This window comes from uncultured Roseivirga sp., from assembly GCF_963973945.1.
Taxonomy (GTDB): Bacteria; Bacteroidota; Bacteroidia; order Cytophagales; family Cyclobacteriaceae; genus Roseivirga.
The window spans coordinates 176297-201933 of record NZ_CAXBBV010000008.1 but is presented as its reverse complement, the minus strand read 5'-3'; the positions used below and the strand labels follow the sequence as shown (position 1 = coordinate 201933).

Annotated in this window: 18 protein-coding genes; 7 read left to right on the top strand and 11 right to left on the bottom strand. The window is 39.4% G+C overall.

What is annotated here, in order from left to right; all coding sequences use genetic code 11:
* The first annotated feature begins 19 nt into the window (after positions 1-19).
* Both AAC026_RS14225 and AAC026_RS14220 read left to right on the top strand, forming a co-directional pair.
* Positions 20-1321 carry a hypothetical protein gene (locus AAC026_RS14225; protein WP_339699258.1) on the top strand — a complete coding sequence of 434 codons (1302 nt, stop codon included), beginning with the start codon at positions 20-22 and terminating at the stop codon, positions 1319-1321.
* Complete coding sequence (locus AAC026_RS14220) at positions 1318-1860, top strand: hypothetical protein (protein WP_339699256.1); 543 nt, start codon at positions 1318-1320, stop codon at positions 1858-1860. Before AAC026_RS14225 ends, AAC026_RS14220 begins: the two co-directional genes overlap by 4 nt.
* A gap of 147 nt (positions 1861-2007) precedes the next feature.
* Here the strand turns inward: AAC026_RS14220 and AAC026_RS14215 are convergent, their stop codons facing one another.
* Positions 2008-3312 (bottom strand): M20/M25/M40 family metallo-hydrolase, encoded by a 1305-nt coding sequence (locus AAC026_RS14215; RefSeq protein WP_339699253.1) that lies wholly within the window; start codon positions 3310-3312, stop codon positions 2008-2010.
* A 169-nt stretch (positions 3313-3481) separates the two neighbouring features.
* On the opposite strand from AAC026_RS14215, the gene AAC026_RS14210 reads away from it, so the two are divergent.
* Entirely contained in the window at positions 3482-4369 is an 888-nt protein-coding gene (locus AAC026_RS14210; RefSeq protein ID WP_339699250.1) for a dienelactone hydrolase family protein, read from the top strand.
* 559 nt (positions 4370-4928) lie between these two features.
* The gene (locus AAC026_RS14205; protein WP_339699247.1) at positions 4929-6689 is read left to right on the top strand and encodes an erythromycin esterase family protein; all 1761 of its coding nucleotides are present in this window, start codon (positions 4929-4931) and stop codon (positions 6687-6689) included.
* Positions 6690-6803: 114 nt separating this feature from the next.
* On the opposite strand, the gene AAC026_RS14200 is transcribed toward AAC026_RS14205, so the two are convergent.
* Entirely contained in the window at positions 6804-7385 is a 582-nt protein-coding gene (locus tag AAC026_RS14200) for a hypothetical protein (RefSeq protein WP_339699244.1), read from the bottom strand.
* A gap of 5 nt (positions 7386-7390) precedes the next feature.
* Complete coding sequence (locus AAC026_RS14195; protein WP_339699241.1) at positions 7391-7885, bottom strand: sigma-70 family RNA polymerase sigma factor; 495 nt, start codon at positions 7883-7885, stop codon at positions 7391-7393.
* 167 nt (positions 7886-8052) lie between these two features.
* Here AAC026_RS14195 and AAC026_RS14190 point away from each other — a divergent pair, with 167 nt between their 5' ends.
* Positions 8053-9600: an SDR family oxidoreductase gene (locus tag AAC026_RS14190; RefSeq protein WP_339699238.1), complete on the top strand. Its 1548-nt coding sequence runs from the start codon at positions 8053-8055 to the stop codon at positions 9598-9600.
* A 230-nt stretch (positions 9601-9830) separates the two neighbouring features.
* On the opposite strand, the gene AAC026_RS14185 is transcribed toward AAC026_RS14190, so the two are convergent.
* The 4 genes from AAC026_RS14185 to AAC026_RS14170 are packed head-to-tail and all read right to left on the bottom strand — an operon-like array spanning position 9831 to position 19497.
* Positions 9831-12236 (bottom strand): ABC transporter permease, encoded by a 2406-nt coding sequence (locus tag AAC026_RS14185; RefSeq protein ID WP_339699235.1) that lies wholly within the window; start codon positions 12234-12236, stop codon positions 9831-9833.
* A 23-nt stretch (positions 12237-12259) separates the two neighbouring features.
* A complete protein-coding gene (locus AAC026_RS14180; RefSeq protein ID WP_339699232.1) occupies positions 12260-14665 on the bottom strand; it encodes an ABC transporter permease in 2406 nt (801 codons plus the stop codon).
* A gap of 18 nt (positions 14666-14683) precedes the next feature.
* Positions 14684-17095, bottom strand: a complete 2412-nt coding sequence (locus tag AAC026_RS14175) for an ABC transporter permease (RefSeq protein ID WP_339699228.1) — start codon at positions 17093-17095, stop codon at positions 14684-14686.
* 20 nt (positions 17096-17115) lie between these two features.
* The gene (locus tag AAC026_RS14170; protein ID WP_339699225.1) at positions 17116-19497 is read right to left on the bottom strand and encodes an ABC transporter permease; all 2382 of its coding nucleotides are present in this window, start codon (positions 19495-19497) and stop codon (positions 17116-17118) included.
* Between the two features lie 223 nt (positions 19498-19720).
* Between AAC026_RS14170 and AAC026_RS14165 the strand changes: the two genes are divergently transcribed.
* Complete coding sequence (locus tag AAC026_RS14165; protein WP_339699222.1) at positions 19721-21091, top strand: sigma-54 dependent transcriptional regulator; 1371 nt, start codon at positions 19721-19723, stop codon at positions 21089-21091.
* A complete protein-coding gene (locus tag AAC026_RS14160) occupies positions 21081-22454 on the top strand; it encodes an ATP-binding protein (RefSeq protein ID WP_339699220.1) in 1374 nt (457 codons plus the stop codon). The genes AAC026_RS14165 and AAC026_RS14160 overlap by 11 nt, the downstream gene beginning before the upstream one ends.
* A gap of 124 nt (positions 22455-22578) precedes the next feature.
* Here the strand turns inward: AAC026_RS14160 and AAC026_RS14155 are convergent, their stop codons facing one another.
* From AAC026_RS14155 to AAC026_RS14140, 4 genes are read right to left on the bottom strand one after another with little or no spacing between them, the layout of a single operon-like run.
* On the bottom strand, positions 22579-23661 hold the full coding sequence (locus tag AAC026_RS14155; RefSeq protein ID WP_339699217.1) for an o-succinylbenzoate synthase: 1083 nt from the start codon (positions 23659-23661) through the stop codon (positions 22579-22581).
* The gene (locus AAC026_RS14150; RefSeq protein ID WP_339699214.1) at positions 23661-24245 is read right to left on the bottom strand and encodes a riboflavin synthase; all 585 of its coding nucleotides are present in this window, start codon (positions 24243-24245) and stop codon (positions 23661-23663) included. Before AAC026_RS14150 ends, AAC026_RS14155 begins: the two co-directional genes overlap by 1 nt.
* A gap of 15 nt (positions 24246-24260) precedes the next feature.
* Positions 24261-24824, bottom strand: a complete 564-nt coding sequence (locus AAC026_RS14145; protein ID WP_339699211.1) for a lysophospholipid acyltransferase family protein — start codon at positions 24822-24824, stop codon at positions 24261-24263.
* The gene (locus AAC026_RS14140; protein ID WP_339608283.1) at positions 24821-25636 is read right to left on the bottom strand and encodes a patatin-like phospholipase family protein; all 816 of its coding nucleotides are present in this window, start codon (positions 25634-25636) and stop codon (positions 24821-24823) included. The genes AAC026_RS14145 and AAC026_RS14140 overlap by 4 nt, the downstream gene beginning before the upstream one ends.
* Between the last annotated feature and the right edge of the window lies 1 nt (position 25637).

The following is a 25637-nucleotide window of genomic DNA, read 5'->3' as shown; positions in this document are numbered from 1 at the left end:
CGTCATAATATTTGAAGCCATGAAAAAGCCAGCCTTATTATTTACCCTATTCATTTTCTTCTGCCTTTCTTGCGGAAAATCCACTGAATCTACCGTAGAAATGAATTCAATTTCTGAAGCCTATGTCAAGTTAGTATTGGAAATTGGCCAATACGATTCAGACTTTGTGGATGCATATTATGGCCCTGAAGAATGGAAACCAACGGGTGAAAAACTTGAGACACTTCCTTCGCAAGACTTTATAGAAAGGGCTTCTACCCTACTTAATCAGCTAGCATTGGTAAACAGTGAGGGTTTTACCGAGCTTGAGCAGTCGCGGTTGAATATGATGAAAAAGCAGTTGACGGCTGTGAAAACCAAAGTCGAAATGATGGCTGGAAAATCGTTCACTTTCGATGAAGAAGCAAAACTATTATACGATGCCGAACCGCCTCATTATGATTTAGCATACTTCGATAGTTTATTAAGCGATCTTGATCATGCGCTTAGCGGAGAAGGCTCTATTTCAGAACGATACGCAGCTTATGCGAGTCAGTTTGTGATCCCTAAAGATAAATTAGACGCTGTGTTCAGGGCCGCCATTACCGAAGCCCGAAAGCGCACCGATTTGCATTTCAACCTACCCGAAAACGAAAACTTTGCTTTAGAATATGTGAACGATAAATCTTGGTCGGGTTACAATTACTATCAGGGCAACAGCCAAAGTTTAATTCAGTTGAACACCGATTTCCCTATTTATATTGAAAGGGCGATCGATTTGGCTTGCCATGAAGGTTACCCTGGGCATCATGTTTTTAACGCTTTGCTAGAGCAAAACTTAGTGAATGGAAAAGGCTGGAAAGAATTTTCGGTGTACCCGCTTTTTTCTCCTCAGTCGCTTATTGCGGAAGGAAGTGCCAACTACGGTATTAACGTGGCTTTTCCGGGTGCAGAAAGAATCAAGTTCGAAAAGGAAGTGCTTTTTCCTTTGGCGGGAATTGACCCCAACATGGCAGAACAGTATTACGAAATTCAAGAGTTACGTTCTAAACTGGACTATGCAGGAAACGAAGCGGCCAGAAAGTACTTGAACAAAGAAATCAGTAGAGAAGAAGCCGCAAAATGGCTTGAGAAATACTTACTCTACGAAGCTGACCGTGCTTTGCAACGCACCCGCTTTTTCGACCAATACAGAAGCTATGTAATTAATTATAACCTCGGAAGAGACTTGATTGCGAGTTATATTAAAAAACAAGGCGGAACGGCTGACCAACCAGAAAAGCGCTGGGAAGTTTTTAAGCTTTTATTGAGCAATCCGCACACTGCTAGTGGGTTGAAATGAAACTTCTCAAGTATAAAATATCGATTCTATTAATTTTAGGATGTTCTCCCATATCCTTGCTAGCGCAAGATTTTGTTTGGGACACTACTTTTATGGTTTCAGGGAACAGACTTGAGTTTAATGAAGAACACTATAGCCCTACGCACTCATTTCTGAAATTCTCTAAGAATGGAAGTCTTATTTTCCTTGACTCCATGGATTACACTGGGCCTAATGTTGGTAGAGAATTCGTTGATTTTAATCAAGATGGATATATAGACTTAAAAATAACTTGGACATATAACACTTGGCGTAGTTGGTTATACCTGTTTGATAGCGCCCGTATGGAGTTCATTAGAGTATCGGGTTTTTGGGATTTTCCAGACGCACAAATAATTAAAAATGATCATGATTATTTTTACTCCTATATTAAGAATGGTTGTGCCGATATGAACTGGCTAAGCCATCTTTTCAAAATTGAGAATTTTAAAACGGTTAAAATAGCACCATTATTGGAGAAGGTTGCTCGGAGAACGATAAAGATTGGCAAATCAGAATAGTTAAATATCTACCTGACAATAGTTCCACGGAAATAGAGACTCTCCCCTATTCAATCATTGACACCTACAAGGACAATAAATGGGGTTTTATCCAAGATTATTGGAACAATCATCTAAGTAAATTCAGAAATTGACCCCTACTTCTAATCACTTATTACTAATCTTTCTATTTTTATCCAAACCAGCTTCGGCTACAGTGACCAATAAAGCTAATTTAATAGCATCAGCTCCATTTTTGTTTAGCCACCATTCTGTCAATGAATGCCCATCTGATCCTACACCGCCACGACCCAAAGTAACTGCTGGAATGCCCAAAGATATAGGAATATTAGAGTTAGTAGAACCTCTGGTTAATGAAGGTTCTTCACCAAAATACTCAGTAGCTGCCATGGAACGCTGCACCAAAGCTAGGCTTGTCGGCAGTTCACCACTTGGTCTATCTCCTATTTGTTCAAGCTCTAAAGTAAGCTTCTCACCTTTGATACCGCTATTATTGTAATCTACCAACGCACGGTTCATGGCGTCTTTAAAGATTTTGTCAATTTGATTTAAACGATCAGGACTTACTGAACGCATATCTACTTCCATCCATGATTCAAAAGGAATAGAATTCACCGAAGTTCCTCCGCCCATTCGGCCCACATTAAAGCTAGTTCTTGGCCCTTCTGCTGTGAATTTAGAAGCATCTTGCGTGAAATAATCAATCGCTTTTCCGATGGCATGATGAGGATTCCCCAAACCAAAAGCACCCCAAGAATGTCCACCCGGCCCTTTAAAAATGGCCTTGTACCTTTTAGACCCTAAAGCTTGATTGTTGACACGACCGATAGAGCCTCCATCAATCGAAATCCAAGCGTCAATTTTAACTTCACCTTTTTCAAACAAATGACGAACACCTCTTAAATCGCCCAAGCCTTCTTCGCCCACAGTGCCCACAAAAAGTAAGTCGGCTTCAGTTTGGATTTCGGCCTTATTCAAAGCCCTTAAGGTCGTTAGTACTACCACCAAACCTCGGGTATCGTCTCCGATTCCAGGGGCGTACATGGTATCGCCTTTGTACTTTACTTTTACATCGGTGCCTTCAGGAAAAACGGTATCCAAATGTGCATCTAAAGCAACAGTTCTACCGCCTTTCGTACCCTTCTTTAAAGCCAATACATTCCCCACTTCGTCAATCCATACTCGATCAGCACCCGCTTCTTCGAGCATTTCTTTATACTTTAAGGCACGTTTGGTTTCCTTAAACGGAGGTGCTTCAATTTCCGTCAGCAGTACCAAATCACTTTGAGATTGAGGTTCAAGCTCATCTATCACTTGGAAAGCCTTTTCAAGCTGCTTTTCTAAAGTAAGGTTCTTAATTTCTTTAGTATAGGACTTTTCAACCTCAGCCTTTTGGGCAAAAAGGTTAATGCTTAAGAAAGTCAGGAAAAGTATGGCTGTTAGTTTCTTCATCGTTTAGGTCTTTATTCGGAATGAAGATAGGGTTTAAATTCGAGTTGATTAAAGCCTTTTTGATGAACGTTTTATGTTCTTCACCACACAATACCCCTTGTCTCGCCTTAAACTTTCAGCTATATTGAACAGTCAATCAATAAGTTAAACCCACCAAATCTATACTCACATGAAAAAGCTAACCAAAGAAGAAGTCAATCCGGAAATTTTTGATTTGTACGATGACTATGCCCATAGTAAAATTGACCGAAGGGCTTTTATGGAAAGACTCTCTATTTATGCGGTTGGTGGAATAACCGTTGGTTCCCTCATGAGCTTTATGATGCCCAATTATAAAGACACCATGGTGGTAGCCCCAGACGATGAAAGAATTAGTTCAGATTATATCAATTATGAATCGCCAAAAGGTGGAGGCACCATCAAAGGTTTGTTATCTAAACCCAACAATTCGAGCGGTAAACTACCGGGGATAGTTGTGGTGCATGAAAACCGTGGGTTAAACCCTTATATCGAAGATGTAGGACGTAGAGCAGCAGTGGATGGTTTTATCACTTTAGCACCCGATGCCCTCACTCCGCTGGGTGGCTACCCCGGCAATGATGATGAAGGCAGGGCCATGCAAAGCAAGCGCGATAGAAATGAGATGTTAGAGGATTTCATTGCAGCTTATGAGTATTTACGCAATCACCCCGATTGTAATGGTAAAATAGGCGTGGTTGGTTTCTGTTTTGGTGGTTGGATTGCCAATATGATGGCGGTTAAAGTACCTACCTTATCGGCTTCCGTTCCTTTCTATGGTGGTCAGCCTTCGGCAGAAGATGCCGCCAAAGTAAAAGCTCCTTTGATGTTACAATATGCCGGTTTAGATACCCGAGTGAATGCGGGATGGCCTGCTTACGAGGAAGTACTAAAAGCCAACAATGTGAAGTATGAGGCTTTTATTTACCCTGATGTCAATCATGGTTTCCACAATAACACCACTCCTCGTTATGATGAAGCTGCTGCTACTTTAGCCTGGTCAAGAACCATCAAGTTCTTTAAGGATAATTTGGTTTAACTCATCATCCTTTCTTAATACAAGAAGTTATTACGCCCCTTCGGGGCTTATTAACTATATATTAAACATATGGAATGGGTTGCACCCATTCCTATGATATTCCGCCCCGTTGGGGCTTTTTTGTGGTGAAACGATATTTAGGCTAAAATAAAAATCACTCTACCTATTAGCCCTGAAAGGACGTAATAACTAAACGAAGGGTGTAACCCTTCGACAAGTACAATCTAATTTCTTCAAAAACCCTGAAGGGGTCGGATATCACCTACCCCCTTTTAAGAGAAGTTTCTGAATATTCCTTAGTTATAAAAATGGCTTCCCTATTCAACAGAGAAGCCATTTTAAATTTAACAAAGTTGAAATTATCTTTCATTGATCAGGTTTTCCTTTAGTCCTACTGTCCACCCTCACGTCATATCACACACTTGTTTATCAGTTATAATTCGATTTAACATGTTTTATAATACAGATAAAAGATTGAATAATACTTTTTAAGTACCTATGTAAAACTTAGTGCACAAGAAGTGCAAAGTAACCAGCATAACAAGCAAGCGTAAAGCCTATGAAACATCTGAAATTGCATCTAATCTGCGTAACAATTCTCTCTTTCCATTCCATCGTTTATGCTCAAAATCAAGACAAGTACAATTTAGATTTTGATGAATATGATTCTATAAACCAAACCCTACCTAATGGTTGGTTCAAATGGGGTGATTTCAAAAGTGTATCAAGAGAAAACTTGGGGAATGAAAAATATGCTATCAAAGTAGTTTCAGACCAAAAAGGAAAATTCGGAACTGTTACTTATCGAGTTCCTGTAAATTATGTTGGTGACACAATTACCCTTACGGGTCGCATAAAGCATGAAAACGTAAAGGGATATGTCGGTCTTTTCATGCGAATAAATAGTAATAATGGTTCATCAGATTATAAAAGCATGCAAAACTTAAAGATTAAAGGAACCAAAGATTGGAAGGAATACGCTATAAAATTGCCATTACACTCTACCGCTCAATCAATATACGTTGCAGGTATATTAAGTGGAACTGGAACTGCTTGGTTCGATGATTTTAGAGTTACAATAGATGGGGAAAATGTTGAAACACTGGAAGAAACACCAAAACTGTTTTTGAAAGATTTTAATAAAGACATACTCGATGCTGCATTAAATCAAGCATCAATGCCAATCGATTTAACAACGGAAGATACTTTCAGCTTAAGCCTGAATGGATTAATAGAGTCTTTGGCCGACAAAAGAATAGTTGCCATTGGTGAAAGTACTCACGGCACTTCTGAATTTTATCGCCTCAGAGAGATTATCACAAAAAGACTGATTGAAGAGAAAGGGTTTAACCTCGTGGTTTTAGAAAGCCCATACGATGATATCGAAATTTTGAATAAAGGATTATCAAAAAGCCCATTGGACAGCTTAATGAAAGAGCATTTATTTTCAATTTACCAGACGCAAGAGATGAAATCCTTTCTTGAATGGTATAAGGATAATCGATTCAATTATGACATCGAGTTTAAAGGTTCTGACGATTCGTTTTGGGTTTTCTATGAACTTTTGACTGATCATATAGGGCTAGTTAATGATAAAAAATTGGAGAAGCTCCTTGCAGACTTAAAGTCAAATATTGCCAAAGGCACTACGGCTAAATTAAAAACAAGCGTTGCTATTTACCATAACATTATGTCGATAGAAAAGTATTTAGAAACCACCGAAACTCTAACCAATCCCTTAAAGGAGGTTCTTTTCAATGGAAAGAGTACTTTCATCAACTATGTAAATATGAAAAACAAAAAGCCAATTCAAACCAGAGATGAAATAATGGCTGATAGAATCTCCTATTTAGCCAAAAACAAGAATAAAAAAATAATTGTCTGGGCTCATAATGCACATATTTCAAATGAGATTATTGTGGACAACGAGATCGGAATTATGGGTAGAGATTTAAAGCAAGAATTTGGAGATGATTATCATTCAATTGCACTTACGACTTTAGAAGGGCAATATTCATTTATTGCTGAAAGACTCATCAATGGCGATCATAATTATCGAGAAATTCTTAAACAGTCTGACCTCCAATCACTCGAAGTTTCACTCTGGGAAAATTTACTGGCCTCATATGGAAATGCTTTTTATCTTGATATTTCAACATTCAAAAAGAAATTGAATACCGATGGCATAATCGGTTCAACAAGACTTATCGGATACAGAGAAGAGACGAAACAGGATGTCTATGAAATTCAACTTACGAAAGGTTTTGATTCAGTGATTTTTATCAAAAAAACCAACGCTACAAAACCACTTAAAGATTGAAAAAATGAGTTTGTAAATTGAGCATAGGGTTTTACAAGCTTCATCTATCTCAATGCTCAAAAAAATGGCTTCCCTATTCCATAGAGAAGCCATTTTATTTATAGAAGATTGAAATTACATTTCGAATTCATTGATCAACTTTTCCTTTAGGTCTAGCAGCTGCTTCTTTTTTCCAAGGTTAAATCGCTTGTGTTCCCAACGGCTCATAATAAAGCCTACAATAAAGAAAGCGGAGATCAAGACAATGTTAAACACAGATTGATCGCTATTGAGTACAGTATACATAGTGAGTGTAATCACAATCAAGCAGAACCAAATCATGGATTGAGAAAGCTTAATTCGATAATTGATGTTCTCTATTGCATTCTCTAAATCTCCTAAAATAGAAACATCCGTTTGTTGATCTCTTTTGATTCTTTGCGAACGTAAAAACAAAATATATACCCCAACAATCATCATCATAGCTCCCATAGTAAGCGCAGCTACATTGCCACTATTTTTCAGTAAGTGCGATATAATTACCACGCCTCCCGCACAAAGGTTAGAGGCAATAAGTAAAACTTCTGAGAAACTGGTCTTCCTTTTTGTGCCCATTTTCTTCGCTTTAATTCTTCTGTGCAGTGCATCTTCATTAATGACATAAAGTGCCTCATCGTTCTGCGTATCCCATATTTTTTTCATTTCCTTAAATTCCATGGCGATCATGATTTTTCTGATTTCGTTGTTAAATGTTTTTTGATTCGGTTGATCTTCACCCCTACGTTGCTTTCAGAAATTCCCAAAATCTTGGACATCTCTTTATAGCTGAACCCGTCCAATAGTAAGAGGGTGAGTGAACGATCTACCTCATTGAGTTTGGCAATCTCCTCATACAACCAAGCCAGCCGATCGTCTGGCGGTTGATGACTTTCAATGATGTGCTGGCTAACATCAATCGACTCATGTCTATCTTGGTGCTTTCGCTCCTTAGTAGTCCATTTGATGGCCGTATTTAGCGCAACACGATAGAGCCAAGTGGTTATCGCTGATTGTTGCCTAAAACTCGCCACAGACCTCCAAACCTGAATCGCGATTTCTTGAAAAAGATCATCTCTGTCTTCTTCGTTAAAGGCATAGGACCTCACTATTTTAAATAGTAAAGCTTTGTGCTGCTTTAACCAGGTTTGAAAAATGTGATTGATTTCGTTTTCCGTCATTTTGCCTTATTCTCAAATTACTAGTACCAACAGGCAATGGATTTCTTACACAAGGACGTAATTTTTTAGAATTTCATCCGTAGCACTTCGGTGAGTTACTTCATTTATAAAGTTGAAATCAGGTTTAATGTATACCTTTGCAGCCATAATTTTCAATCCTTTGTTTTATGAAAGAAGAGGCCGATAAACAGCTAAGTCAGGAAGAAATACAACGCTGTATTGAAGTAATGGAACGCCTTATTGGCGATACCAATCAACTCTTTGAAATGCCTGAGGAACAACGAGTCGCCTTATTTATGGCGGCTGGAAAATTGACCCGTCCCGACCGAGAAGAATTTGCAAGACGCAGAAAGGACGCTAAAAAAGCCGCCAAACGTAAAATGATTGAGCGCGATAAACACGCTCGAAAAACCACTGGGATTAGAAGTGCGAGAGAGCAAATTGTTTTCGAAGCGCCAAAACTCATTTCTTTGGTTGAACCAGAAATGCTGGATACCCCAGAACTAGAATCGCCAAGAAACTGCTACGTGTGTAAGGCGGTTTACACTAAAGTGCACCATTTCTACGATGCCATGTGCAAAGATTGTGGTGACTTCAATTATGCCAAAAGATTTCAAACCGCAGACCTTACCGGCCAAGTAGCCTTGGTTACTGGTTCCAGACTTAAGATTGGTTATCATATTACCTTAATGCTCTTAAGGGCTGGTGCTACCGTGGTGGCCACTACCCGATTCCCTGTGGATTCTGCCATTCGCTTTTCCAAAGAGGCAGATTATTCCGACTGGGGACATCGTTTGAAGATTCACGGTTTAGATTTAAGGCACATTCCGAGTGTGGAGATCTTCTGCAATTACATAGAGCAGAAATACGATCGACTCGATATTCTCATTAACAACGCGGCACAAACTGTGAGAAGACCTTCTGGTTTTTACCATCACTTGATGGAGAACGAGGAAAAACCAATTGAGAAATTAACACCTTATGTGAAAGACCTTTTGGCCGATCACCATTACTGTTTACAAGAATTGAGAACGCTTTCTTCAGGTGCTTCAGACAAGAAGAACAATGCCCTTTCGGTCACTTGGCATGCGCCAGAACCGGGGATTGGAATCAGGGCTTCTGCGCAATTATCGCAGATCCCATACAGTTTCGATAATTCGCTTCCTACTAAAGAAGTATTCCCTGAAGGGCAATTAGATGCCGATTTACAACAAGTTGACTTAAGAAAGACCAACAGTTGGCGTTTAAAGTTGGGTCAAATTGAAACGCCTGAAATGGTAGAAGTACAGCTCGTAAATGCTGTAGCGCCCTTTGTTCTGTGTAATCGACTTTCAAATTTAATGCGAAAGGAAAACACGGGCATGAAGCACATCATTAACGTTTCGGCCATGGAAGGCAAGTTCCACCGTTTCCACAAAGAAGACCGACATCCACATACGAACATGGCCAAAGCTGCCTTGAACATGATGACGCACACTTCTGCTTCTGACTTTGCCAAGGATGGAATTTATATGAATGCTGTAGATACGGGTTGGGTAACTGATGAAGATCCTGCAGAGCTTTCTAAGATGAAACAAGAAGTACATGACTTCCAACCACCTCTGGATATTGTAGACGGAGCCGCCCGAGTAATGGATCCTTTATTTGATGGAATCAACACTGGAAAACATTGGTGCGGTAAGTTCTTAAAAGACTATAGACCAATAGATTGGTAGACTAAACTTCATTAAAAAGAATCGATTTACTCATTTAGTATTCAACTGCTCGATTATCTGATGGTAACTGTTTTATGGTTTTCTATCCTGAGCACAGCGAAGGAACTATAATTAAGCTCTAGACCCTTCGTAAACTCAGGGAAAGAAACTTCCAGCGACCTAAGTGACCTTAAAAAATCAGGCCTTTAATGAATTCCATTAAAGGCCTGATTTGATATATAGGGTCGCTATTACTCGCTTCTTAGTGCATCTACTGGATTGGATCTGGTGGCCAAAATTGATCTATAACTCACTGTCAGTAAGGCAATCACCATGGTCATTAATCCCGCAACGATAAACGCGATTGGACTGATGTTTACATGATAGACGAATCCATTCAACCAATTTTTCATGATCCAAAAAGCAAAGGGGCTGGCAATGATAAAAGCCAAGAATACTTGCTTCGCGAAGGTGGATGAAAGTAAATAGAACAAGCTCAACTGACTTGCACCTAACACTTTTCTGATCCCCAATTCCTTGATTCGTTTTTCAACGGTGAACGAAGCCAAACCAAATAGCCCCAAACAAGCCACGAAAATACTGAGTCCAGCCCCTACCTTGTAAATTACACTGGCCTGCTGCTCTGCTTGGTAAAAGTTGGCCAACTGACTGTCTAAAAAGTGTGACTCCATAGCCGTAGCTTGATCGAACTTATTATGCACCTCTGTGAGGCCAGCCACCACATTCGCCATATTGCCCGAAGCTTTTACCGTAAAGTAATCTATAGTAGCTGCTGGGTTATTCCAGTAACCCAAAACAATTGGTGCCACTTTAGTGTGAAGCGATTGAAAGTTAAAATCTTCTACCACACCAATTACCTGAACACGAAGGCTCCTACCTCGCGAAGTCAATTCTATGGTTTCCCCTATTGGATTCTCTAAACCAAAAGTGGCTACAGCTGTCTCATTGAGCAATATTTTAGTACTGTCTGTAGCATCAACACCCGTAAAACTCACCCCATCTTTTAACCTAAAGCCAAAAGTTTCAATTAGGTTTTCATCAAAGCCCATGTAAAAAACATCCACCGAATCGCGTGTTTGTTGATTTACATTGTTTGTAACAGCGGTAACTTCATTAATGGTTTTCCATTCGCCAGGTACGCGAGTTGAAACTGAAACCGATTCCACTCCTGTCACATTGGCCAATTCAGTACGCATGGCTTTAAAGTTTGCCCTAACATTCCCGTTGTTAATATCAATCACGACCAAGTTATTATCCTGAAAACCGAGATTCTTGTCATTGATATAGTTCATTTGTTGCGTCACCACAATGGTAGAGATGATCATAATAATGGAGAGGGCAAACTGAGCAATTACTAAAACTTTACGCAGAGCAAAAGGGCTGTTCGCTTTACGTTCTCCCTTCAATACATCCACTGTTTTAAAGCGGGTCATAAAAAAGGAAGGATAAACCCCAGAGAGCAAAGCAATAACAGCGGTAAGTCCAAGTAACATCGGCAAGTATTCCCCTAAAGTAGCCCAGCTAAAATCAAAATTCTTTTGTGTAAGCTGATTGAAGAAAGGCATGCTCAAATCGGTAAGGCCGATTGAAATGATGAGCGAGAGTGTAGTAATCAATAACGATTCCATTAAAAACTGAGTGACCAACTGCTTTTTAACGGCTCCTACTACTTTTCTAATTCCAATTTCTTTGGCTCTAAAAACAGCCCTAGAAGTAGCCAAGTTCATATAATTAACCGAAGCGATGACCACCAAGAATACAGCAATAGAAATGAAAATAAAGATATAACTTTTGTCGCCACTCGTCTGCGCTATGCTTTGCTCAATATTAGCCGATTCGAAATGGATATCAGACAGCGATTGCAATTCAAAATCAACCATATCAGCAAAAGGCACTCCCATTTTCTCATTCGCTAGCGCTTCTGCTTTGCTTTGTACATCGGCAATGTTTGCTCCTTTGGCCAAAACCAAATACGATGTAGGCCCGATTTGCTCCCAACTGGTGAGCATCTGCTGCCATTGAGGGTCAGAATAATTTTGTGAAATCAGCACGTCAAACTTAATGTGTGAGTTGGCAGGAGTGTTTTTTGAAATGCCTGTTACTTTAAAGTCTCCTGCAAATGGCGAAGTAATGATTTCACCAAGTACATCCGTTTTTCCGAAATAGCGAATGGCTTCATTTTCACTTAGAACAACTGAATTGGGCTCAGCCAATGCCGTAGCTCTATTCCCATCTAAAAATTCAAAATCGAAAACTTCGAAAAACGAAGGGTCGGTGATGAAGTAGTTCCGTTGGGCAAATCGAACTCCATCAATCGTAAAATTCATATGACCACCTCGCATAAACAAGGTGGTGGCGTTGGTTACCTCTGGCAATTCTTCCACCAAAGTTGATGCAAAAATCGCTGCATTTGATGCAAATTTTCTTGGTGCTTCTCCTGTTTTATCCACAACAATAATGCGTGCAATATCATCTGCTTTACTGTGGAACTGATCAAAGGAAGTTTCATCTTTTACATAGGTTAGCAAAAGTGTGGCTCCTGTAATACCAATGGCCAAGCCAAGGATATTGATAAAGGCGTAGCCCTTACTTCTGGCAAGGGTACGAAAGGCAATTTTAAAATAGTTTTTGAGCATGGTGTGTTGTTTTTGAGTTTACTTTATTCGCTTTTTAATGCTTTAACTGGATTAGAGTTAGCGGCTATGACCGACCTATAACTCACAGTAATTAAGGCGACAATAATTGCTGCCAAACCTGCCGTTAGAAATACTCCTAAACCAACATCTATTCTATAGGCAAATTTCTGCAACCAATTGTTCATTAGTATATAGGCTATGGGGCTAGCAATTAAAAAGGCTAGCATAACTTGCCTAATAAAGGATGTAGAGAGCATATAAAACAGACTCCAATGGCTGGCTCCTAACACTTTTCTTATTCCTATTTCCTTAATTCTTTTTTGAACCGAAAACGAAGTCAGACCGAACAGACCTAAGCAAGCAACGAAAACACTCAAGCCTGCTCCTAGTTTGAAAATCGCATTCGCCTGTGACTCCTTTTTGTAAAAAGCCGCTCTCTGATTCTCTAATAAATGATATTCAATGGCAGTTTCTTTGTCAAATTTTTCATGAATTAGGGTAGCCTTTTCAATCACATTGGCCAAATTACCTGTAACCTTAAGTGTGAAATAGTCGACCAAGCCTGAAGGGTTATTCCAAGCCCCTATGATGATGGGCTCTACTTTATTATGAATTGATTTGAAGTTGAAATTTTCGAGAACTCCAATAACCTGAACAGGAACACGCATTCCTCTATCTTTTAGATTGATCATAGTTCCTACTGGGTTTGTAAGAGCAAACGCCTTTACAGCCTCTTCATTAATCAATACCTTCAAAGAATCTGCCTGATCGTTTCCTGAAAAATATGCCCCTTCTTTAACTCTAAAGCCAAAGGTTTCTTTCATTCCATAATCAAAACCCATGTAATACACTGTAGAAGAATCTCCTGTTGAGCCTTTATTATCTAAAAAACTAGCCTGTACTTCAAATATAGTTTTCCATTCACCGGGTACTCTTGTAGAAACTCCTACGCTTTGCACCCCAGGTATTCTTGAAAATTCAGACCTCATTGTTTTGAATTTTTCTCTTACTTCTCCACCACTGATATCGATAACAAGCAGGTTTTCATCATTAAAGCCTAAATCCTTCTCTTGAATGAAACTCATCTGATTTTGAACAACTAATGTTGTTATGATTAAGACAATGGAAATGATGAATTGAAAAATGACTAGAGCTTTTCTGAGTGAGAAAGAATCTCCTTTATTCTCACCTTTTAGTGCTTCTACGGGCATGTATCGAAGAATAAAGAATGAAGGATAAATGCCTGACACCAACCCTATTAAAACAGAAATAGTCATGAGCATTGGCAAGTAGTCACCTAAAGTGGCCCAGCTAAACTCAAACTCTTTACCCGTAAGCTGGTTGAAAAACGGCATGGTAATATCCATCATCTCAATGGAAATCAACAAAGCCAGTAGAGCAATCAAAATTGACTCAACTAAAAATTGAGCAATCAATTGCTTTTTCGCTGCTCCAACCACCTTACGTATACCAATTTCTTTCGCCCTAAAAACTGCTTTAGAAGTAGCCAAATTCATATAATTGACCGATGCTATGAGCAAAAGGAAAATAGCAATAAACCTAAAAATGATAATGTAGCTTTTATCTCCTTTACTCGCTTCTAATCCTTTTTCTATACTCTTAGAACCGAAATGAATATTATGTAACGGTTGAAAACTATAGTCATAAACATCGTCCAATTTTTTACCCATGCGCTCACCAGCAAGCTTATTTACTTTTTCTGTGAAGCTGTTCAAATCAGTATTTGGAGCCAACACAAAGTAACTCGCTCCACTGAAACTACTCCAGTCCTTTTGGTCTGGCTCCCACCATTCTTCATCTCCAATCAATGGAGAAATCAGCATATCAAATTGCAAGTGGGAATTCATGGGCGTGTTTTCCGCAATACCGGTAATTGTACATTCCCCTACATAGGCAATTGTCACTGTTTGGCCAACCACATCCGATTTACCAAAAAGCCTGTTCGCCATTCTTTCTGTTAACACAACAGAGTTAGGTTTGCTTAGTACCTGTGTTTTGTTGCCTTGAAGTAAATTAAAATCGAATACCCTCAAGAAATCTGAACCCACCATAAAGTAGCTGTCCTCTGCAAACCTTACCCCATCAACCTCAAAATCAATAAAGTTTCCAATCTTTTGAAGCGTAGTCGCATCTTCTACTTCTGGTAGTTCATCTACAAGCGTTTTGGCCAGTACAGGCTGGTTTTCACCATAAAATCGTTCTCCATCTAAGTGATGATAAGTCAATACTGTTCTAACAATACGATCTGATTTTGAATGAAATCTATCAAACGAGTTTTCGTCTTGAACATAGGTCAGTAGTAATGTAGCTCCAGTAATACCGATTGCTAAACCCAGAATATTGATAAAGGCATAGCCCTTGTTTCTAACTAGAGTACGAAAGGCTATTTTAAAATAGTTCTTGAGCATGGCGTATTGCTTTTGAGTTTATTCAGTTCTAAGAGAATGTATTGGGTTTGAGTTGACGGCTTTTACAGTTCTATAGCTTACCGTGAGCATAGAAACTAGAAAAGTAAAAAATCCGGCAAGCAGAAAAGAGCCTACTCCAATACCTACTCTATACTCAAAATTTTGGAGCCAATTGTTCATAATATAATAGGCAATTGGCACAGCTATTATAAAAGAAAGCAGTATTTGCTTTGCGAATGAACTTGACAACAAAAGGAAAATCCCCCACTGACTTGAGCCAAGTATTTTCCTGATTCCCAATTCCTTTATTCGTTTTTGAACTGTAAAAGAGGCCAAGCCAAAAAGGCCTAAACAGGCAATGAAAATACTCAAACTAGCACCTACCTTAAAAATCACATTGGCTTCTCTTTCTGTTTCGTAAAAGGTTTCTAGTTGATTATCAAGGAAATGGTAATCCATTACAGTTCGAGTGTCAAATTTTGAATGGACTAAACCAGCGGCATCGACAATCGACTTGGGGTCTCCCGATATTTTCAATATAAAGTAATCAATGATCGCATTAGGATTGTTCCATGCACCAATTACTAAGGGAGATAGGCTCGTATGTAGCGACTGAAAATTGAAATCTTCAAGGACTCCAATAATTGTATAGTTTGCCGTGTTATTTCCACTAATCTGTACTACAGTGCCTACTGGGTTTTCAAGACCAAATTTTTTGGCTGCCGTTTCATTGATCACAACCTTTGTGCTGTCGCTTTGGTCATTCCCACTAAAAAATTCACCTGATTTCAACTTTATATTAAAGGTGGAGAGCATGTTGGGGTCAAAACTCATGTAATAGCTCTTTACAGAATCTCTCACCTCTCCCAACTGATCATTGGAATTCACTGTTACTTCGTTAATATTCTTCCATTCCCCTGGAATTCTAGAAGCTACAGCCACCTCATGTACGCCAGAAATTTGCTCCAACTCATAACGCATAGTTTTAAAAACAGGGCGAATTGAACCATTATTAATATCAATGACCAAAAGATTCTCTTTATCAAAACCCAAATCCTTTTCGCGAATAAAATTCATTTGGTCTGATACCACCAAAGTAGAAATTACGAATACGGTAGAAAGCACAAACTGAAACACTACTAATGCTTTTCTCAAATTGAAGGCGCTACCTGTTACATTTTCACCTTTCAGCACTAGAACAGGTTTAAACTTGGTCATAAAAAGTGCCGGATATATGCCCGATAGCAAACCAATGGCTAAAGTAATGCCCATCAATAATGGCAAATACTCCAAAAGTGTACTCCAGTTAAATTCAAATGTACGTCCTGTTAGTTCATTGAAAAACGGCATTGAGATGTCTGTAATACCCACCGATATAACCAGTGCAAAAAAGGCAATCATGAACGATTCAATCAGAAACTGAGCAATGAGTTGTTGTCTGATTGCCCCTACTGCTTTTCTAATTCCAATTTCCTTCGCCCTAAATACGGCCTTTGAGGTAGCTAAATTCATATAATTTACCGCTGCTATAACAATCAAGAAAATAGCGATGACTGTAAAAATGACACTGTAACTTTCTTCTCCTTTAAAGGCTGCTATATCTCCTTCAATATTGGCAGAATGAAAATGGATATCTTCTAAAGGTTGAAACATGAAACTGCTAGATGCCACTACTTCGCTCGGCATGTTGTCTTTAGCGATTTTGTTCGCCTTACTTGAAAAAGTAGTTAGCTCTGTATTCTTTTTAAGCAGTAAATAGGAATTGGAAGAAAATCTAGACCATGAATCATAGAGGCTAGCGGTGTTTGTACCATTTAAGGTTTCTTGACCTAATAAAATGTCTATTTCAAGATGAGAGTTCTGAGGGAGGTCTTTCATTACTCCTGTGATTTTGAAGTTGCCCAAATAGCTTGAGGCATATATAGTTTTACCCATCACATCTTCAGTACCAAAGAACTTCAATGCTTGCGACTGCGTCACCACCATGGAGAATGGTTCATCCAAAGCCGTTTTCTCATTACCTTGAAGCAATTCAAAATCAAAAACATAAAATATATCAGAAGTGGTAATGAAGTAATTAGTTTCTGTAAAATTAACGTTGTTCACGTTAGCATTAAATTGGCTACTAAGCCTTGTCAAGGTAACTTCTTCTTCTACTTCTGGCAGTTGATCAACCAACGTTCTTGCATATATGGCTGGTACCCGGCTAAAATATCGATCACCTTCAGCTCCACCTCCTTGAATAAAAACGGGGCGAACAATTCGTTCATAGTTGGTATGAAACTTATCGAAACTTCGTTCGCTATTGACATAAGTCAGCAACAATGTAGCACCCGTGATACCAATGGCCAAGCCAAGGATATTAATAAAAGCATAGCCTTTACTTCTCCAAAGGGTGCGTATGGCTATTTTGAAATAGTTCTTGAACATTTTTTGCTGTTTTGAAGTTTTTATTCGCTTTTCAAGGCGTTTATCGGGTTGGCTTTAGCGGCTTTAATGGCCTGTAAACCAACGGTAATCAGTACAATCACTAGAGAAATAACCAATGCGACCACAAAGGGCATTACTCCAATACTGGTAGTGTAAGCAAAATTTGAGAGCCATTCTTTGCCTGCCCCAAGTGCCAAAGGAATTGAAATACAAGCTGCAATAGCCAACACAACCAAAAACTCCTTGAGAATAATGAAGTTGATATTAGTGCCCGAAGCCCCCAACACTTTACGAATACCGATTTCTTTCAATTTGCGCTCAATTACGAAAGTGACCATTCCGAATAAGCCTAAAGCGGTAAGCACAATGCTGATAATAGAAAAGAAACTAATCGCCTTTAATAACCTGTTTTCATTGGCATAGAACCGCGCAAAGTCATCGTTCACAAAGCTGTAGGTAAATGGCTGATCTGGCTCAAATTCGGCCCATTTACTTTCTAAGAATGAAAGGGTTTCTGTAATATTTTCGGCCTTCATGTTTACCGATAGGTTCCATAAATTTCGGTTGGCAATTCTAAAAGCTACTGGACTGATTTTCTGATGAAGCTTTTGAAAGTGAAAGTCTTTTACCACGCCAATAATCTTCATTCCCCTGTTATTGGGGTTATAAAGCGTCACTTCATCTTCCATAGGGTTATCTAGCCCAAGTTGATTTACAAAGGCTTGATTTACAATAAGTGCACTTGAATCTGATGAAGATTGTATATCGAAATCTCTGCCGCTCACCAACTCCAAATCATAGGTTTTTATAAAGTCGAAGTCAACTCCAAAAATGGTGGTTACTGCACTCAAATCTGGATTGGTTTTGGACATCATAGGTCCAGAGTTATTTGTATAGCCATTCCCAAGTACATCTGTGCTTACCGATGAAGCCACAACGCCCAGGTAGGCATCAATTTCACTTTTGAACGACCTATAATTTCTATTTAAGTTTTTGGTTGAAACACTGAAAGTAATGACTTGGTCTTTGTTAAAACCTAAGTCCTTCTGATGTAAAAATTGGTTTTGTCTAAAGGCGATTACTGTAACAGCGATTAAAAACAGCGAAATCAAAAATTGTACGAACATCAATGTTTTACGCGCCCTTCCTCCTTTCAAAGATTCACGTGCCGAAGCTTTAAGTGCCTGAGAAGGCTGGAAAGAGGACAACACCAAAGCTGGGTAAAGTCCTGAGAACAAGGCCGTAAAAAGTACAATCCCAAATAAAACAGGTAGTAGACCTTCATTCATTAAAGCGGCTGTAGTAAATTCTTTGCCAGTAAGCTGATTAAAAGACGATAAGCCTAAATCAATCAACAAAATGGAGAACACAGCGGAGATGATCGTAATCAGAATGGCTTCGCCTAAGAACTGACGGATCAGTTGCCCTCGGTGTGCGCCCATTACTTTCCTTACCCCAACCTCTAAAGAGCGTCTCGCTCCTTTTGCAGTCTGTAAATTGATGTAGTTGATACAGGCCACCAACAAAATAATAATGGCAATAAATAAGAGTGTTTGGATGGCCGAAGCACTTCCTGAAGAGAAAGACATAAACTGAATGTCTCCAGATTTTAAATACATATCTGTTACAGGAAGAAATTCATAACTAAAATCGCCATTAAAGCCAGGTGCCTTGGCCAATCTCTCATTCTTCAGAGTTCTAATTTCATCAATACTAGCGCCTGATGTAGTTTTTATATAAGTGTAAAGCGAATAGGCTAAGCCTTTTGTGGGTTGCGAACCATCAGGGAAAGTCATTTCCCAAGGAACAATCGCTTTAAATTTGATGTGTGAATTTTTAATATCAGCTGCAATACCCCTCACTACCAATGATTTGTCGGTAGATGTCCCAGTCATGTTCACTGTTTTCCCAATGGCGTTAGAAGTACCAAACAGCGCAATGGCCGTGCTTTCAGTAATAACAATGGAAGAAGGGTCGCTCAGTACTTGTGCTGCATTTCCTTCAATTAGAGGAAGGCCAAAAAACTCGAAGAAGTTGCTACTGGCATACCAATAATCGATACTGAGCTTCTTTGTTGAATTGTTTTCAGGATAAAAATCACTTCGGTTATTTCGAATTATAGCGGTTTCTTTTACTCCCGCATAATTATTCGACAAGTCCTTATAGTCACCCTCGGCTGAAAGTCCTACCTTTCTTGAATTCACTCCCGTTTGAATACCATATAGAAAATAGGTGTTCTCTTTCTCTGGAATGAAATCATCCATATTGTATTCATACTGTACATAAAGCAATAGAAGCAAACTGCATGAAATACCTAAAGTAAGGCCAATCAGGTTGGTGCCTGTTATCAGTTTATTTTTCCAAAGGTTCCGAATAGCGAGTTTGAAGTAATTCTTAATCATATAATGAGTTTTTGACAATGTCCTTGTGACCAATTTCGAACCAATATCACAATCAATTGATTATCAAGTGATTAAACTAATTAACTCTAATTGCATCAACTCTAATTGTCCATCAATAAAACAGGAGTGCCCAAATTTGGGCACTTTTCAATACATTCATATTACTAAAAGTAAATGAATCAGCATATTGTAAGCTTGGTATAAATTTGGTGCTTTAGCGGTTATGAAAAATAAAGGTCGAATTCTAATTGTAGACGATGACAATTATGTGATGCTTTCCATCCGCATTTTATTGGAACAGCATTATGACGATGTTCGGGGTATTAACAATCCGCTTCAAATTGAAACGGCATTGGTCGAAAACAATTATGACCTTGTTATTTTGGACATGAATTTCAAAGCAGGCGAAAGCTCTGGAAATGACGGTTTATATTACCTCAATCAAATTAAAACCATTTCACCAGAAACTTCTATTGTGCTCATTACGGCTTATGGCGAAATCAATTTGGCTGTAGAAGCCATAAAACTGGGAGCCTTCGATTTCATTACCAAGCCTTGGCAAAATGAAAAATTACTCAGTACCGTTTCAGCTGCTTTTCAACTCAACAAATCAAACCATAAAGTCAAGGAATTAAGCTCTAAGCAAAGCGTATTGAAAGCTATGCTCGATGCTCCTTTCACTGAAATCATTGGTGAATCAGAAAAAATCAAACAGGTTTTTCAACAAATAGAAAAGGTAGCCCATACGGATGCAAATATTCTGATTACGGGTGAAAACGGAACTGGAAAGGAATTGGTCGCCAGAGCGATTCATAGGGCTTCCAACCGCTCTAAATCCATTTTTGTGAATGTTGATATGGGTGCTATTACAGAAACGCTTTTTGAAAGCGAACTCTTCGGGCATAAAAAAGGCGCTTTTACCGATGCTAAAACAGACCGCATTGGAAAGTTTGAAGCCGCCAATGAAGGCACTTTGTTTTTAGATGAAATCGGCAATCTAATCAAACCGCTTCAAGCCAAAATGTTGCGCGTCATTCAAGACCGGCAAATTGTGCCAGTTGGGTCAAATGATGCCAAGACAATTGATGTCCGTTTGATTTGCGCGACCAATGCCAACTTACCACAAATGGTCAATGAAGATGAGTTCAGACAAGATTTACTGTTTCGAATTAATACCATCGAAATACACCTTCCTCCCCTGCGCGAACGCAAAGAAGACATTGCCGTTTTAGCCGAGCATTTCATCAATTTGTATAAAACCAAATATGGAAAGAAAGGACTTTTCGTACCTGATTACGTCATTACCAAACTTGAAAAATACGATTGGCCAGGCAATATCAGGGAGCTTCAGCACAGCATTGAACGCGCGGTAATTATGAGTGATGGCAAGCAACTCCATGTTCAGGACTTCAACCTAAGTAGCCAAAACACCAGCGATAATGCGCAAATAGAAAGCTTTAATCTGGAGGAGTTAGAAAAATGGGCAATAGAAACCTGCATCAAAAAACACCAAGGAAACATTAGCAATGCGGCTGTAGAATTGGGACTGAGCCGTGGCGCCTTATACCGTAGAATGGAGAAATATGAACTCTAAACATTTCCAGTTCCAAATCATAGTAAGGCTTCTCCTCATCACGGTAGGTTTGGGCTTTTTGCTGTTCTACATTTTTGAGGACCTCAATTACATTCGATTATTCTTTATTGTCATTTTTATCCTATCAGCACTAATAGAGCTTTTTTATTACATCAATCGCTCCAACAGGGACACTAAAAACTTCCTTGAAGCCATTCTCCACAACGACTTCACTTTAAAGTATTCAGCCCATCATAAAGGCAAAAGCTTCGGTTTACTTTACGATAGTTTCAATCTAGTAAACCAAAAATTCATCGTGGCCTCACAGCGCGAAGCCAACGAATATCAGTATTTGTCGGTATTGGTTCAACAGCTCGAAATTGGTGTACTTTCCTTTGATGAAAAGAAAAGAATTCATTTGGCAAATAAAGCACTCAAGCAACTATTGGGCAAAGAAGAACTAATTACATTAAACAGTATAAAAACAATTAGTTCAACACTTTACGACTCAATACTTCAACTTGAAAGTGGGCAAAGTGAATTACTGAAAGTGACTATTCATGGAAGGGAATTTCAGCTTTCTATCAAGGTTTCTATCTTCAAATTGAGAGGAATAAAATTCACCTTGGTTTCTATTCACGATATCCATACCGAACTAGACAATAATGAAATGCTGGCTTGGCAAAAGTTGATACGTGTGCTGACCCATGAAATCATGAATTCGGTGGCACCTATCACCTCACTGTCTTCAACGCTCAACCATTTTGTAAGTCAATCACGGGCATCGGGTCAAGATTTGACCGAAGCCCAACTCCAATCTCTACAAGAAGGCCTCGATGCCATACAGCACCGCAGCGGTGGACTCATGACCTTTACAGAAGCCTACAGAAGTCTAACGCGTGTTCCCTTGCCCCACGTTAAGCCAGTTGAAGGTCTGCTATATTTCCAGCGCATTGCCTCGCTTTTTAAACCCACGCTGGTCCACAGCAATATTCAGTTCCATATGGAGCTACCCAAAGAAACGTTCACCTTACACATCGACCCGGATTTGATGGAGCAAGCGCTGATCAATCTACTGAAGAATGCCAAAGAAGCCGTGGAAGCCAATACGGGGATCATCCGTCTAGTTGTAAAACGGTCAAGTCCGTTGGAGGAAAAGTCGGGTAGTTTTCAGATTTCCATTACGGATAATGGTGGAGGCATTCCTGAGGAAATTCAGGAAAATATTTTCATTCCTTTCTATACCACAAAATCCAGTGGCTCTGGGGTTGGTCTTAGTTTAGTCAAACAAATTGTGCAAGCCCATAAAGGGGAAATCGGCTTTACTACCGACCAAAGCAAAGGTACCACGGAATTCACGATTAAGCTTGCTGGCAGCGTTTGATTGCGGTAAAACAAGGGTGAGTAAAAGCTATTCTGAGCGTCATTGTTATTTTGTTATGTACAATATATACTACCTTCAAAACCATTCCTATCGCATGCGTTGCAGCTCTTAATGGTCATAAAGTTTATCCTCCTATTACTCCCCAACCCTTCGTCTTATTATAAATCAACTCGCCCTTTCTGATTTCAAGCGGAGAATCAATGTTGTTGTGATAGAGTTGACCTGTGCCTAAACCTTGCGGTAAAGTGAGATTGTATTGAGCTGTGAATTGAGCAATGGCATTTAAGCCAATATTTGCTTCGAGCATAGAGGTCATCCACCAACCAATGTTTAGGCTTTCGGCTATTTCAATCCATTCTTGGCAGGAAAGAATTCCCCCCAATAAGGCGGGCTTCAGAATGATATACTGCGGATGAATGCGTTCCAAAAGTGCCTTTTTCTCTTCTTTCGTATTTAAGCCAATGAGCTCTTCATCCAAAGCAATATCCAAAGGGCTTTCGGCACAGAGCGTTTTCATTAACTCGTATTGCCCAGGTTTTATAGGTTGCTCGATAGAATGAATCTCCAAAGCAGCCAATTGCTCCATTTTTCCCATTACATCGGTTTCCGTAAAGGCTCCGTTGGCATCTACCCTCAATGTGATATCATTGGCGGAATATTGTTCTCTGATACTTTCTAATAAACCCAATTCCGTATCAAAGTCGATGGCACCAATCTTCAGTTTGATGGTATTAAAGCCAGCTTTCAGCTTTTCATCAATCTGTTTTTGCATAAAGGCCTTCTCTCCCATCCAAATCAAACCATTGATTGAAATTCGGGTCTTCCCTTGTACAAATGGAGTATCAAAAATTATTCGCTTGCCTCCATTAAGAAGATCGAGCAAGGCAGTTTCTAAGCCAAAGCGGACAGATGGTTTTTCAGTTGGAGTATTTGCCGCTATGAAGTGAAGCAGCCCCTCTGTTTCTTCAGGGAATTCTAATGTTGAAAGAGTATTTAGTAAAGTTCGAAGTTCGATTTCGTAGTTAGGGCTATAGTCAATGCTCAGACCTTTTAGCGGACTGGCTTCTCCCCAACCAATACAATCAGGGTTTCCCTTTTCCCAAACCTTAATGAACCAAGTTTCCTTTTTGGTAAATGATCCTCTACTCGTGCCTGCTTCGAAACGAAATTTTAAAAGGTGTGGAATGACTTCGAACTGTAAGTGCATTACTTTCCTAATAAGCGCTTTACATACTTTCCTATAATATCGAACTCAAGGTTTACCTTATCACCCGCCTTCAATTGGTGGAAACAAGTATGCTCATAGGTATATGGAATAATAGCCGCTCTAAAACTTCCTTCTTCTGAATTGAAACAGGTCAAACTTGTACCATTGACACAGATAGAACCTTTTTCTACAGTTACATTTCCTAAACTAGGGTCGTACTCAAAGTCGAAAAGCCAGCTTCCGTCTTGTTCTTGCACTTGAGCAACTGTGCCAATTTGATCCACATGCCCTTGCACCACATGACCATCAAAACGACCATTAGCCACCATACAACGCTCTAAATTAACTACAGTTCCTGTTTGCCAGTTGACCAAGTTTGTCTTTTGAAGGGTTTCGTCAATGGCGGTTACCACATGAATACCGTCCTTCACTTCTACCACAGTAAGGCAAACACCATTGTGTGCTACACTTTGGTCAATTTTTAATTCTCCACTCAGGCTACTTTCTACAGAAAAGTGCACGTTTGTGCCCTCTTTTTCAACCTTAGTAATACTGCCTGTGGTTTCTATAATTCCTGTAAACATTATTTCTATAGTATTCTATTTTACACCTAACTCTGGGTATTTACCTGTTTTCGTTCTATAAAAGGCCTGCATCTTTTCAATGTCTTCTTCTACATTTCCTGAAGGATAAATGGTTGGGCCAATGCCTGCTATTTTATGCTTATAGTCTAAAAATCCCAACACAATGGGCACTCCTCCTTTAATCGCAGTATAGTAAAAACCGGTTCTCCATTCAGGAACATATTTTCTGGTTCCTTCTGGTGTTACCATAACCGCCAGTTCTTCTCGGCTTTGAAACAAACCAGCCATAGCGTCTACCGTGCTCTGACGTTTTTCTCCTGGCTTTTTGGGTGATCGATCAATTGGAATTGCCCCCATGCTCTTCAGCATCCAGCCCAACGGCCCTACCATAAATTCCTTTTTAATGGTATAATTCAACGGTACTTCCAGTAAATAAAAAGCTGCTCTCGCATACACAAAATCCCAATTACTGGTATGTGGCGCTGCGGTAATTACTACTTTCTTTACTCCCTCAGGAAACTTCCCTTCGAGTTTCCATCCCGTAATCCAAAATAAAAATCTTGAAAATAGCTTCATCATTTGGCTAAGGTTGAAGGTTGAATTTTTTGTTTTGCTTTAGATAAGAGTTTAATCACTGAAGGGTCGTCTTGATGTGTATCAAAAAAATGATGGGTCGATTCGTAACCAATCTTATAAATTTCATGTGCCTTTTTCATGTCAAAAGTCGTGTATTTTCTTAGCGAAGTAGGCTCAATAAGAATATCGCAATGCTCTTTACTTGCGGAAACATTCGCATTGATACTTACCATAGAAATACGCTCTATCATTCGCTTTGGTCCTCCCAATTCATTTTCACGAATTACTGGTGCTACACTCACTCCAATCACGACATCGCATGTACCTCGTAAAACCTCCGATGGTAGATTGTTCACAATTCCACCATCTACATATGCTTCCTCTCCTATTCTCACTGGGTCGAAGATAAAGGGAATACAGCTTGAAGCCATCATAGCTTTTACCAAAGGCCCAGAAGAAAACACATGTTTTCGGCCTTCATTCAAGTTTGTAGCAACAATTTGTAGTGGAATTTGGGCATTATCGAAGGTGTCTTCCTTAAAGAATTTCTTAAAAACCTCCTCGCTTTTATTCATGTTAATAAGCCCTGTAAGACTAAAAGCAGGCCATATAATTTTGAATAGATTGGTTTTTGCTATCAGCTCTAGGGCTTCAGTTGGTGTATAGCCATGTGTGTAAAAAGCACCGGCAATCGAACCTGCGCTTGTGCCCGAAACCGCATTGATTTCGATACCAAGTTCATCTAGCGCTTGCAATACGCCAAAGTGGGCAAATCCGCGAGCGCCTCCACCCGATAAAGCAATTCCTGTTTTCATG